The organism is Hymenobacter segetis, assembly GCF_054776495.1.
The window spans coordinates 643,313-657,181 of sequence record NZ_BAAHBV010000002.1; the positions used below are offsets into that span (position 1 = coordinate 643,313).

General features: G+C 63.4%; 4 protein-coding genes. 1 reads left to right on the top strand and 3 read right to left on the bottom strand.

Annotated elements, in window-relative coordinates; genetic code table 11:
• The 3 genes from ACYU70_RS13245 to ACYU70_RS13255 all read right to left on the bottom strand — a co-directional run bounded on the left by ACYU70_RS13245 (window position 1) and on the right by ACYU70_RS13255 (window position 12,596).
• Window positions 1-2,979 carry a right-handed parallel beta-helix repeat-containing protein gene (locus tag ACYU70_RS13245; protein WP_342298027.1) on the bottom strand — a complete coding sequence of 993 codons (2,979 nt, stop codon included), beginning with the start codon at window positions 2,977-2,979 and terminating at the stop codon, window positions 1-3.
• Between the two features lie 212 nt (window positions 2,980-3,191).
• A complete protein-coding gene (locus ACYU70_RS13250) occupies window positions 3,192-3,506 on the bottom strand; it encodes a hypothetical protein (protein WP_342298028.1) in 315 nt (104 codons plus the stop codon).
• A 726-nt stretch (window positions 3,507-4,232) separates the two neighbouring features.
• On the bottom strand, window positions 4,233-12,596 hold the full coding sequence (locus ACYU70_RS13255) for a T9SS type A sorting domain-containing protein (protein ID WP_342298030.1): 8,364 nt from the start codon (window positions 12,594-12,596) through the stop codon (window positions 4,233-4,235).
• A gap of 602 nt (window positions 12,597-13,198) precedes the next feature.
• On the opposite strand from ACYU70_RS13255, the gene ACYU70_RS13260 reads away from it, so the two are divergent.
• Window positions 13,199-13,831 (top strand): response regulator transcription factor, encoded by a 633-nt coding sequence (locus tag ACYU70_RS13260; RefSeq protein ID WP_342298031.1) that lies wholly within the window; start codon window positions 13,199-13,201, stop codon window positions 13,829-13,831.
• Window positions 13,832-13,869: the final 38 nt, after the last annotated feature.

Consider the following 13,869-nt stretch of genomic DNA (forward strand, 5'->3'; position numbering starts at 1 on the left):
TTATTGAATCACGAGGCGTTGGGGCCGGCCTAAAAAGCCGGTGGCCTGCACTTGCAGCAGGTAGATGCCGGCCGGCAAAGCAGCCGGCAAACTCACTTCCGGGGCCGCCCCCGCGCGCAGGGTTTGGGCATGCACCCGGCGGCCACTCAGGTCGGTGAGCTCCACCCCGACATCGCCACGCACTGCGGCTGGGAGCGCCAGGGTTACCCGGCCATGGGCGGGGTTGGGGAACATGGTGAACTGGTCGGCCACGGCCGTGGCAGGGGCGATGGCTAGCGGGCCACTGGTCAGGAACACCGAGGCCAGGGACGAGTAGCGGACCTGCCCGGCCGCGTTGGTTTGGCGCAGCCGGTAGTAGGCTTGGCCCGGACTCTGGGCGCGCTGGTCCTGGTAGGTGTAGGTGCGGGACTGGGCCGTAAGGCCCTGGCTGGCCACAAAGCCAATCTGCTGCCAGGTGCCCGTATTACCCCATTGTTCCACGGCGTAGCCGTAGGTATTGGTTTCGTTATTGAACATCAACGTCAGGGTCACCGTGCCAGGGCGCGGCTGCACGGCATAGAAAGCAACCATCTGCAGCTGTAGGGGGTTGACGGTGCCAGAAAGCGACCCCAAGGTGTAGGCCGCAAACCCACTAGCGGGCTGCGCCGACTCCACGGAGCCCGCCTGTAGGTTGCCGCTCAGGCCACCATTGCCCGCCGTTTGCCATTGGGTGCCGTTGAAAGCTGCTACCTGCAAATCGCTCGAAAAATCATCAATGCCGCTACGAATGGCATGTTCCCAGTAAAGCCGCACGCTCACCGCGTCGGCGGGGGAATCGCTGGTCAGGGTCCAGTATTCTACCTGGCTTACTTCGCTCAGCGGCGTGGCAGCCGTGCGGTTAGCAAACCCCAGGTACGCATATGCGGCGGTAAACGCGGAGGTGGCCGTGGCGGGTGGCGAAATGCCGAGACGCGCCCACTGGCCATTTTCGCCTATCGGAAACACAAACGCCTGCTGCCCTACTTTGCGCAACGGGCCATCCACGTAGGAAGTGGCGGTGCCAGCCGTGGCGGTGGCCTGCTCCGCCAGGGTAAGCAAGTTGAGGGCCGTGGTGTGTACCAGCCCATTGGTGAGGGTAAGGGTTCCAGTCAGCATGAGCGGGGCACTCAGCGTGAGCACCTTGCCGAAGCTGTCCATGGTCAGGTCGCGAAGGGTGGTAACGCCATTGTTGTTCAGGGTCAGGCTTTTGGCGATATTGATACTTTCATCGTACCCCGCCGCTTCCAGGTTTACCGTGCCGTTTTCGGTTACCAGAGCTACAGCCTCCGTCAGGGGGCCGGCTGCGCCGGATTGGGGGCTGTAGTGGTCCGCGTTGAGGTAGTCGAGGGCGGGCTGGAAGCCGGTGGCCGGGTCTGCATCCGCCGAAGAGTTCAAAAAGGGAGAATAGTCAATCAGGCCCGTGGGGGCCATGGCCGAGCGTTGGGCGAAGCTAGTGGCGGGGCCGCCCAAGGTCACAACCAAGCCGCCAGTACCGGCCGCACCACGCACGCCAGTGGCCGTGTTGGCTCCGAGCCAGTTCAGCGACGCATCGACCGGGTTGGTCAGGTTGACGGCCCGGATGGCGGTGGCGCAGCTGTCGAGGCGGTTGCCCCGGATGCTGTCGCCCGACGACACCACCAGCCAGTTGCGGCTCACGTCGAAAAAGGCCGTGTAGCCCGCGCTGTTGGCCGGGCGGTCCTGCACCTGCACGGCCCGCTGGCATTGCGCCACTACGTTGCCAAACACTTTGTTATTAGCACCTTCCAGCACCATACCAAAGCCGTTGATGTTGAACGACGTACTAGTGGCATCGGCCAGGTAGCCCCGCACGGTATTGCCTTCAATGAATGCGCCGCCCGTGACCAAATCGCCGGTGAGGCCGCCGCCAATCGTAATAACGTTGCGGTCGCGGTCGATGAAAGCCAGCCCGGCGTTGTCCTCGCCCAGGTTGGTGGGCGCGCCCACGGTGCGCACGATGTAGTTCTGGCGCACCACGAAGCTGCCCACGCCGCTGCGGCGGCCGGTGCCGGTGCAGGCCTTCAGTTCCATGCCGTTGGAGGCATTGTTGCGCAGGGCGTTGCCTTCGATGAGGGCAGCAAAGCCGGTGAAAGTACCGCTGCTGTTGCGCGGCCCGGCAGCGCCCAGCACGATTAGGCCGCCACCTGCATTCTGGGTAATCTGGTTGTTGCGCACCGTGAGGCCGCTCACGCTGCCGTCGTTGATGTCGATGCCACTGCGGCGGTTCATCTCGAACACGCCGTCTTCAATCAGGATGTCGGCCTTGGGGCCGTTCGTCAGGAACAGGCCCCGGCCCGCGCCGTTGGCGTTGGTATTGCCGGTTTCGGCGGTGTAGGCGGCCCGCACCCGGCGCAAGGTCAGGTCCTGCACACCATTTTGGCTGACCCAGAAAATGCCTTGGCGACGGTTGTGCACGGTTTCCACGTCCTCCAGCAGGATATGAGCCTGGGGAGCGGCGCCCGTGGCTTGAATACCATAGTCATAGGCCTGAAATGTGATATCGGCTACCGTGAGCAGAGCACTGCTGCTGTTGCCGTTGGCGGCAATGAGCAACCCCGCTTCGCTGGTTTGGGTGGCGCTGGCCAGCAGGCCGCCATCAAAAATGGTGGCACTGCCGGGCCGGGCGGTGGCGGTACCTGTGCCTTGCAGGCTCACGGGCTGGTTCAGCACCACGCGCTCGGCGTAGGTACCGGCGTCGATAAAGATGGTTTGGGTGGTGAGGCCCGCCTGGGCCAGCGCACGCGCCACGGTGGCGAAGGGCGCGGCAGCCGAGCCATCGCCGGTGACATCGCTGCCGGTGGCGCTGGTGAATACATCGCCGGTAGTCGCGCCGTCGTTAACGTAAAGCGCCGCCGGGATGGTGGCTTGAGCCGCCGCACGGTGGCCCAGCCCTCCCACCAGCGACAAAGCCGCCAGCGAGGTTAATAGTAGCTGTGAATTCATGGTAGAGCAGTGTTTTTTCGGGGCGCTATTACCTGATTGCAAATAGATTATATCGCAACGACTGAATCAGACGCATCAGCGCAACGCGGTAGCGGGGGGAGCATTCAGCCTGGGTTGCCCAGTTGCTTTATAAGCCAAACGGGATCGGAGCCAACCGTGCTCTCCCTTGCGGGTGGCATAGCGGACGCTCAATTCAGGTGTGGGTGCAGGGGCTACACGGGCACCGTCAGGTGAAGCACCTGAACAACCCGCGGCAGCTGCCGCCGCTGGTGCCGCTCGTCCTGCGAGCGCCGCTGCTCAGCTTCCTGACTGGTGCGCAGGGCCAACATCTGCTCGGTGAAAACCTGGGCCTCCTGGGGGGTCTGAAAGCGCCGGGGGGTCATCCGGTAGCTGCGGCCGGTGAACTTGCGCTCTTGCAGCGGGCGCCACACTGTCCACGGCAGGAACCACAGCTGGCGACACTCCTCTACTTCGTAAGGCAGGACATTGGTGAGTGGCCGCGTCTGGGTAATGCGGAATTTATTCATAGCGTTAGGTTGGGAGCAGGCCCTTGGTTAGAAAGTAGAAAGAGGAAAATGCCGATGGTTTTGTGAGAGCGGGCACCAGGTTATGGCGACCGGATAATAGGTAGGCTGCTTATACCCGGCTAGCTGTTGGGCTTTGTGTAAATAAGCCTATTTTTACAAAGCCCAGACCACAGTAGCGACAAGCAATACCGCTGGCGATTTGCAGCCTGCAGCCATGCTAATCGTTAGTGTAGCAGATAGCCATTGCTCTGGTTTGAAAAAGCTAAATGCGCTGACTAGGCCTACGTGACATATCCGAATTGGTCGATTCTACCTTTTTCCGGGAATTCATCACCAATCTGGCATTAGACTAGGAACTGCTACCAATCCCACTAGCAGGCTTAATGGGCAGGGTATAGCAAGCCGTCAGAAGAGAGTAACAAAGCTATTGCGGCGGCCTCCCCTTGTATAAAAAAAGTCCTACCTTAAATGCGGTAGTACGCTCCTTTATCGCCGGTTTAATTTAGCCGTGAGGGCAATGCTCAACCGCATTTGCCGCTCCTTTAATCCAAGCCTACCATTTACGCAAAAAGAGCAGCAGAGCTGAAGTCTCGCGAATTCGCGGGGCCTTCAGTTCTGCTGCTCTGAATCAGTAATTGATTATTGGTATTTACTCTTGGCTTTGTGCCGTACGGTCAAACGTTGAGCTTGCGCGAATGAGGCAGGAGGCCGCTCGAATCGCTGGCATTACTGTTTTAGCAAGTGGCACACCAGTTTCAGGCTGCCCCGGCGAATGATAACCAGATATGCGCCATTTGGCAAACCGCTCAGCGGCAGCTCGTGCGCCCGCCCACCGGCCAACGTGTAGGCCTGCACCACCCGGCCGGCCATATCTACCAAGGCTATATCAAACGTAGCAGCTGGCAGGGCATTCAGGTTCAGTGTGGTATGCGTGTAAGCCGGATTTGGGAACAGACTAGGTGCTTCCGGGGCAAATACCACCGCCCGCACGGGGCTGTAGGTGGCTTTGCCCGAAAGGTCGAGTTGCTGAAGGCGGTAGTAGACGGTGCCAGGATACTGCCGTCCCACGCCGACTTCCGTGTAAGTGTATTGCTGGGACCGGGCGGTAGTGCCCGCCCCGGCCACAAAATCCAGCGGCACGAAGCGGGTCCCGTCAAACGAGCGTTCCACGCGGAAACCCTTGTTGTTCAACTCCTGGGCAGTGGTCCAGCTCAGCTTGGCATCGGCCCCTACCGCCGTGGCCACAAAGCGCGTGAGCTCCACCGGCAATGGATAATCGCCAATGCGCAGCAGCACGACCTGGGTAGTTACGCCGCCGTTGGCGTCGACGGTGGTGATGGTGACCGGGTAGGTGCCGGTCACCAGCAGAGTACGGGCGAACACGCGCACCTGACCAGCGGTGGGGTCGAGTTCCAGCCCATCGGGCAGGGTACTGCCGGTGGTCACGGTGGCGGTGCGTATGCCGTTATCGGTCACGGACGCGATGGCATCGTAAGCGCCGCCGTTGTCGTCAAATACATTGGCGATGATATCGCCGTTCTGGTACTGATTAGTGCCACCCTTGAGGGGCGTGCTGGTATAGCGGGCAGCATTGTCCTGGCCCACGGCAATGGTGTAGAAGACCGGGGCAGAGGTAGCGCCCTGGTTGTCGGTGGCCGAGTAGGCAAAGAAAGCGTTGCCCACGAAGGTAGCTACCGGGTCGAAGGTGAGGTTGGCCGCGTCGCTGTTGCTGATAATCTGACCGGCAGTAACCGGGCTTCCGTTGAGCGCGAGCACCCCGGCCGCAGTAGCCGGTAGCGCCGTGATGGTGAAGGCGGCCACGCTGCCATCGGGGTCGATGCCTTTGATGGCCGTGAGCACGAGCGGCCCGGCGGTGTTGCCCTCTGGCGCTTGCAGAATGTTAGTCACGGTGTTGGCCAACGGCATTTGGTTGGTCAGGGTCGTGGTGAGCGAGGAGCTATTGTTGGCGGTGGTGCCGGCGGGCTCCGCCGTGCCGCTGCTCACGCTGCCTACTACGGTCGAAGCCGTGGTGGGAAGAACAAAGGCAATGGTGTTCGTGACTTCGCCGGCTTTGCCCACGGCCTGCGTGGCAATGGTAGGGAAGCTCACCAGGCCGGAGGCCGCGTCGTAGCTGCCGCCGCCCGAAACCGTGACGCCGCTCAGGCCGGTGGGCAGCTGCACGGTTTGGGCCACAGCGTTAGCTGGGGAGGGGCCCTGGTTCAGCGTTACCACCGTGTAAGTGGTCAGGGCACCGGGCAGCATGGTGGCCGGGCCGCTCACGGAGGTGGCAATGTCGGCCACCGGCACAATCGTCACGCGCACCACCTGGCTGTTGTTGGCCGGCGTGGGGTCCGACACGTTGCCGGCCACACTGGCCGTGGCCACCAGCGGGTCGTTGCCGGGGTTGCTCACCGTGATGGTGTAGGTGAGCGTGGTATTGGCCGGCTGGGCCGGGGCGAGGGGGAAGGTCACGGCTCCGCTGGCGGCATCGTAGGTGCCGCCACCCGATACGAGCACGCCACTCAGGCCGCCGGGCAGGCTCACCTGCGCCTGCATGTCGGCCGCCGTGCCGCTGGTGTTGGCATTGGTGGCCGTCACGGTCAGCACGATGGGCTGGCCGGCTTGCTGCGACGTACGGTCGGCCGCAATGGTGGCCTGGAAATCCGTCTGCGCACTGGTAATGGGCGACACCAGCAGATAGGCAGTAACCGCGTTGTTGGTCAAGTTAATGTCGTTGGTGGTACCCGGAACATCAGCCGCGGCCGACGCTCCAACCAGGGGATTCGACGGCGAAATCACGGTAATGGTGTTCGTAACTACCCCTGTCACGCCTGCGGCTTGGTTAGTGATGGTGGGGAAGGTGACAATGCCGGTGGTGATATCATACACCCCGCCGCCGCTGGCCACCACATTGAGGCCGGTGGCAATACGCACGCTGGTGTTGACAACGGCCGCCGGAGCCGGCCCGTTGTTCGTCGTTGAAACCGTGAAAACCACCGGGTTGCCCACCACATTAAGGGAAGGCCCGGCAATGGCCACCGATACGTCCGAATTCCACTTAACCAGGGTCGCCACCTGCGACGAGTTATTAGAAACAACGCCATCGGGGGTGCTGCTGGTTACGGCGGCCTGGCTCAGCACCACGCGCGGGTTGCTGGCATCGGTTGATTTAAAAGCGGGGGCCACGTAGCTGTACGAGTAAGTACGCACTTCGCCCACGGCAAGCTGCGCCACGGTGGGCCAGGTGATGAGTCCCGTGGCAGGGGCATACACGCCACTGCCCGTCGTCGTCACCTCCGCCGGTGCCAGGCCGGCGGGAATGCTCACCGTTTGCACCACGTTGGTGGCGGGGGCCGCGCCGTTGTTGCGAGTGCTCACCGCGAACACCGTAATCTCCGTAGCCGAAGCTATGGCAGGCCCGATGATGGTCGTGGCCACATCGGTGGTGCTGATGATATCTACGTTGCGTATCGCCTGGTTATCGGCCGGGACCGGGTCGGCGGTGGCGGCGGTCACGCTGGCCATTGCTACTAAGGGGCCGGCAGCCGGGGCCGCAAGCGTCACGGTATTGGTGACGCTGCTACCACTGGCCAGGGTAGCTAGGGCCGGAAAAGTGACGATGCCCGTGGCCGCATTGTACGTGCCGCCACCCGAAATGCTACCGCCCGAGATGCTTAGGCCGGCGGGCAGCGAAAGCTGCTGCACCACATTTTGGGCGGGGCTGGGGCCATTGTTGCCGGTAACCACGGTAAAAATAACCGGGGCACCGGGGGCCACGTTCTTACTCGAAATGCCGAGGGTGTTATACACGTTGGCCCGGGGGTCGGTGGTAGCCACGGCCGTGGTTCCGGTGGTAGCCGGGGCCGAATTGTTGGCCGTCGCGCCGCCCTCGGCGGTGGCGGTGCTGATGCCGGCCGTGGCCGTGAAGCCGCTGGTCGGCATCACAAAACTAACGGTGTTGTTGACGCTGCTTCCGCTGGCCAGCACAGCCACGGGCGGGAAGGTGGCAATGCCGGTGCCCGCATCGTAGGTGCCCTGGTTCGAGAGAAATACCCCAATAGCCGCCAGGCCCGTGGGCAGTTGCACCGTTTGTACCACGGCGGCCGCCGGCGATGGGCCGTTGTTGGCGGAAATCAGGCTATAGGTCACTAGGTTGCCAGCAAGAGCCGAAGCCGGGCCGCTGATGGCCGTGGCCACATCGGCGAGGGGTGTAACGGCAATGGATGCGGCGGCCTCGTTATTATTGAAAAGGCCCGACGACACCGCACCAACGCCGGAGGTGATGCTGCCGCTGCTGCTGACCGGACCGATGGCAGGGGCCAGAAAAGTGACGGTAGAAGGAGCCGAGCTACCGTTAGCCAAAGTAGCCAGCGTGGGGTAAGTTACGAGGCCCGTGAGTGCATCGTAGCTTCCACCGCCGGTGACCGACACGATGCTGAGGCCCGGCGTGAGCTGGGCCGAACGGGTGACGTTGACGGCATCGCCAGGGCCGAAATTGCGGAAGTTGAACGTAAACGACGCCTGCTGGCCCGGCACAACCGCAGCGGCCGAAACCGTGATGCCGTCCGTCGTGGCATCAGCCGCCGAGCTGTTGGTAATGGCGAAGGAGAACGTATCGGGGGCAGTGGGGGCACCGGTGCCCCCTACCCCATCTTCCGGCGAAGTAGTGGTGATGCGGGAAACGATGGCCGTGCTGCCGCTCGTATTCGACGCGGTATAAGCAATGCGAAACACGCTGACATCGCGGCTGTTCCACGTAGCCACGCTGCCGAAGTCAATTATCCGGGTGTTGCTGTCGAAGGTAGCGCCCTGCGCCGTGAGGGCGCTCAGCTGAGCAGCGGTGAGCGAAGAGCCCGGAGGCAGGGTCACCGTGCGCGTCACGTTGAGCGCGGCGGCGGGGCCGTTGTTGGCAAACAGCACACCGTAAGTACCCGAAGCCCGTCCGGTGGTCGTCGTTCCCAAGCCGAAGATGACCCCTACCACATCGGCAAAACCGGTAACGGTGGTGGTGGCCGAGCTGGTGTTGTTGGTCGTCACCGGCTCGCCTGTCGCGGTGGCGATGCTGGCCGTAGCCACCACGGCGGCCGTGCCGGGCGCGGTGTACGAGATATTGAACTGGCTGCTGGTGCCGGCGCTCAGCGCCGACACTCCGGGATAGGTGATGGTCACATCGCCGGTCGTGGCATTGGCACTGATGGTGATGCTGCCGGGTGCCACCACGTTGGTTACCACATCGCCACTGGCGTTGCTGCCCGACGACAGGGTGACCACGCGGGTCACGCTGCTGGCATCCGCGCCGCCATTGTTGGCGAACACCGCCGATACAATCACGGTCTGGGCCGCCGTGGCCTGGATTGGGGCTGTCAGCACGGCCGTCACATCCGCGCTGCAATTGATGCCTGCCGTGCTCCCGGCAATGCTGTTGCTGATTTGGCTGTTGGCAATGCCGGTGCCACCGGCGCTGGCCCCGTAGGCCGCGCCGCCGGTGGTGGTGCCACTGGTACCGCTGGCCACGCTGCTGCTGGCCGGTGCCGCGTTGCTTAGCACCACGCCGCCGCCGCCGCCGCCACCGGGGCCGTGGGCGGCGGCCGCACTGTTGCTGCCGCCGTTGCCGCCATTGGCCGCCAGGCTGAGGCGGTTCAGGGTAGCGGGGTTGTTCACCGTCACCAGCACTGAGCCACCGGCCCCGCCGCCGCCGCTGCCGTCTTGCACCACGGCGCTGCTGGCCGCTGCACCATTAGCCAGTACGGCCCCTACGCCGCCCACCGAGCCCGCGCGCACCAGCACGATGCCGCCCCCGGCCGCGCCGCTGCTGGCATAGCCCGGGTTCGAGCCACCGCCGCTGCCGTCGTTGCTCACGCCCGCACCGCCGCCGCCGCCCATAATCAGGCGGCTGCTGCTGATGGGGTTGAAGCCGCCGCCGGTTTCGCCGCCTACGGCTGCATTGCTGCCAGCCGCGTTGCCGCCGCGTCCGCCGCGCGAGGCATTGGCCCCGCCGCCGCCGCCGGAATTCTGGGTGTTGCCGGAGCCGGTCGGGCCGGGGTTGGCATCGGTGCCGCCGCCGCCGGCATTGCCGGGCGCGCCACGGCCGGCGCTGCCATTGGGGTAGCCATCGAATCCTGTATCCAATAAGTCGGTGCCGGTGTTCACGTAGCGCGGCGTACCGGCAGTGCCTTCGCCCTTCATGGCGTGAGCCCCCAGCGTGGTACCGACCGAGGCGGGCGCAACGGTGCGGTAGTCGGTGCCGCTCAGGCCGGTGGTGCCGGTCAGCATCTGGCCCGCCCCGCCCCGGAAACCTTTGCCGGAGGCATCCAGACTGGCGCCGCTGGCGAAGGTGAGCTGGCCGGTTACGTCCAGCGCCAGCACGCCGCCGGTGCGGCCGTCCCAGGCTTTGGGGGCCACGGTGCCGCTCACGGTCAGGTTCTGGTACTGCGGAATGCGCACCACCTGGAAGCGCCGCTGGCCTGCCACCGAGGTAGCGTTGGCGTTGTCGTAGCTGTATTTCAGGCCGGAGCTCACCATGACGGTGCCTCCGCCGACGGGTACTGCGCTGGCGGCCACGGCGTATTCGTAGCGCCCTGCCGTAAAATTGGCGTTGTTCAGGGTATTGGAGGCGAAGCCACCCGCCACGCCGTCACCGTACGAATCGGTATTGGTCGCGTCCACTTCCGCCCCCTGCATCTGCATAATCAGGAGCAGGTCGCCGGCGGCGATGGGCGTGAGGGTGCTGCCGGTGGCCGCTCCCACCGTGAAGGCGGTAGCGCCCACGGCCACCGTTTGGTTGGCGGCCGGATAGTAGGTGTTGGGGTTGGTGCTCAGGGTGGGCGAGCCATCCTGGCCGGGAGTGGCGCAGGCGCTGGCCAGGCCCGCCGGCCCAATGGGCAGCACCGTTACCGCAAGGTTGGCGGCCGGGGCGGTGCCGTTATTGTTGGCCGGCGTGGGGTCGGCGGTGTTGCTGGTATTGGCCCCCGTGAGGGTAAAGCTGGCGGGAGCCGCCTGGACCAGCAGCGTCAGGGTGTTGGCACTGGATGCCCCGCTGGCCAGCGAGGAGATGGTATTAAAGGTCACGACGCCCGTGGTAGGGTCGTAGCTGCCGTTGGTCACCGACACGGTACTGAACGGCGGCTTGTGCGACAGCGTGATGGTGGGCACCACGCCGGTGGACGCGGCCGGCCCGTTGTTGGTGGTCGTTAGGTTATAAGTCTTCGACTGGCCTTCCACGCCCGAAGTCGAGCCGTTCATGGTCGACACCAGGTCGGCCCCCGCCGTCACGGGCACGTAGTAGGTCGCCGTGTTCGAGCTGGTATTAGCGTCGTCGGTGGCTTTGTAGGTGAAGCTGGCGCTGCCAGCAAACGTGCCGTTCGGCACGAAGGCAAGCTGGTAGCCCGGCGCGGCCGGCGTGGCCGAGGTTGGCACCGTGATAACCTGGTTCAGCGTGGCCGCCGTGCCATTCACGTAGAGCGTGCCCTGGACCGCCGGGGGCAACGACAGTACGGTGAACGACATGATGGTGGTGTTGCCGGTGGTCGCGTCCGGGTCGTTGGCGTTGAACGAGGCCAGCGTGGTCTGGCTGGTAGTGCTGCTCAGAATGGCCGGCGCGCTGGTCACGTTGTTGGCCACCGGAGTCCGGTTCTGGGCCGTGGTCAGGGTCGCGGTGTTGTTACCGGCCGTGGGGTCGTCGGCCGTTGAGGTGAAGCCCGACGTAGCCGTCACGGCCACCGTGGCGGGCATTGTGTAGGTGATGGGCTGGGCTACCGAATTGCTAGCCGCCAGGTTGCTGATGACAGGCAGCGTGAGCACGCCGGTACTCGTGGCGTAGGTGCCGCCCGTCACGCCGCTCAGGCCCGTGGGCAGCTGCACCGTGGGCTGAATGTTATTCACCGCATCGCCGCTAACATTGAGCGTGGTGGCGGTGAGGGCCACCGTGCTGCCGGCCTGCGCCCGCACCGGACCACTAAGGGTGGTCTGGATATCGGCCTGCGCGCACCAGGCAAAAGACGTAAACACAATGCCTTGCAGCGCCGGGTCGGCCTGCGCCGAGGTATTGCGGTAGGTCAGTACCAGCCGGGTGATGGCCGACGGGAAAGTGGCAATGATGTTGCTGGTGGCCAATCCATCGCTGGTAGCTGTACCGGTAAAGGTGTTGTTGCCGTTGCCACCGTTGTTACTGTAGGCGTTGGATGCTCCCGCTACGGCGCTGGCGGCCGGAATGACGACGAGGGTATTGTTGACGTCGTACCCTTGAATAACCAGCTGGTCGATGAATCCTACGCCGGTATCGATGTCGCCGGCCGTCAGGGTGAAGTTGCTCACCGGCCGGCTGAAGGCAAACGTGAGCGTGGCCGTAGCCGCCGCGCTGGCACTGTAGTCCTCCAGCCAGGTCAGGCCCTTGCTCGGTAGCCCCGCCTGGTCGGCGATGCCCAGCGTGTTGGTGGTGCCGGCCGATGCCGCGTAGCCGGAAGTAGTAACGCTAACGCCCCCCACGCTCACCGTGCGGGGCACTTTCCAGTCTTCACCAGTAGTGCGGGCGTAGTAGCTCAGCAGGTTGGCCTGTCCCACGCCGGCTCCGCAGGTGGCTTTGCTCACCGGAATGCCGTAGGTCACGGGGGCCGAAGCCGTCGCGGTGTTGTCTTTGGCCTGGTACTGAAACACGGCCGTGCCAAAGTAGCCGGCCGCCGGGTCAAAGGTCAGATTGCCCGCATCGGCGGCCGCAATTACCGTAGCCGTGGTGACGGTGGTGAGGCCGTTGATTTTCAGTACCCCGGCCGCTGCGGGCGGCAGCGTCGTTACCGTATAAGAGGCAATGGAGCCGCCGGCATCGGCATCGGTAGCCGTCAGGGGCACCGCCAGCCGGGTGTCGGCGTAGGTATTCAGCAGAATTTGCGACGTGCGGGCATAGGCTACCGGGGCCGCCAGCACTTTGTTGGCACCGGTGCCCTGTTTGGGCACCACACCCGTGCCCACAGCAGCAGGCTGGCGCGCCGATGAAGCAAGCGCATCGGTGTCGGAATGAGCATGTGCCAGCCGCCCGGCCAGCAGCAGTCCACCCAGCAGTACCAGCTTTATCAACGCACCCAACGCGTTGCGCACTTGCTGCACTACTTTTTCAGGGGCTCGAGAACCGAATAAGTGCGTTGTAGGCCGACTGACTTGTAAGTGTAAATTCATGCAAATAAAAGATTGAGATTTATAATTACCCTATTGATTACAAGCAGAATGCCTACTGCCACATTCTCATAAATCGTCAGGACAGGGAGAGGTACATTCACCGGCACAAAATTCCAGCTTAGCAGACAGGTTATCCCCTAAAAGTCCTACCCTAGATGCGGGTGTTGCCATGCCCCTCTCTTCAGGAGCCCCCGCCAGACTGCGGCAATTATTAATATATTTTAAGTCTTTTTTGAACGTAGCTACGCTAATTTCCTTTATCACAATTATGGAAATCAATTAAATAAATATTTCTACTGAGCGAGCATTAGACAATGTATTCCAGATGGCTTAGGTAGCACCTCCCGCAAATAGGGTAGGCCCGCATTCGGCAACCATCTTGGGAAACGCCTAATTTCGCATTCTCACCGAGGAGCTTTTTGGTGCTTGCGCGCAGGCATGCGCGCCCGAGCCAGGCATTCAGTAAATTCCATGTATCCAGTGTATTGACCTGGGTTAAAAATCAGATTCTACACAAGCAATTCATGGATTTAATCACGCTGGCGGTTGTAGAGGACGACGCGGTGCTGGTGAAGGTGCTGCGGGCCTACTTCGCTCAGCAGCCCGACATCCGCCTCGTGTTCGTAGCCGCCCGCGTCGAGGACCTGCTCGAAGAGCTCGACGAGGGCCTGCTGCCCCGCGTGCTGCTGCTCGACATCGGCCTGCCCGGCCTGAGCGGCACCGAGGCCCTGCCCCTGCTCAAAGACAAGTACCCCGCCCTGGAAGTCATTATGTTCACCGCCTACGACGACATCGAGCACATCTACCAAGCCCTGTGCTGCGGCGCCACCGGCTACCTAACCAAGGGCTCCCCCCTCGACCAGCTCGGCCCCGCCGTGCGCGAAGTAGCCCGCGGTGGGGCGCCGATGAGCCGCGCAGTCAGCCGCAAGGTGCTGGGCCACTTCCGTCCCACCCCCACCACCCACACGGCCCTGCTCACCCCCCGCGAGCAGCAGGTCCTGCAGGGCATCGTCGACGGCCTGAGCGACAAAGAAATCTCCACCCGCCTCGACCTCTCCACCCTCACTGTCCGCACCCACGTCAAGCACGTCTACCGCAAAATGCAGGTCAACTCCCGAACCCAGCTCCTTAGCCAGCACCTCAGGGGAGTCATTTAATGATTTCCGCCCTGCTGCCGTGTATTCTGCCCCTATTT

What these genes read in the sequence shown, in the direction of transcription:
- ACYU70_RS13260 (WP_342298031.1), top strand. Translation starts at nt 13,199, where the DNA reads ATGGATTTAATCACGCTGGCGGTTGTAGAGGACGACGCGGTGCTGGTG.
- ACYU70_RS13250 (WP_342298028.1), bottom strand. Translation starts at nt 3,506, where the DNA reads ATGAATAAATTCCGCATTACCCAGACGCGGCCACTCACCAATGTCCTG.
- ACYU70_RS13245 (WP_342298027.1), bottom strand. Translation starts at nt 2,979, where the DNA reads ATGAATTCACAGCTACTATTAACCTCGCTGGCGGCTTTGTCGCTGGTG.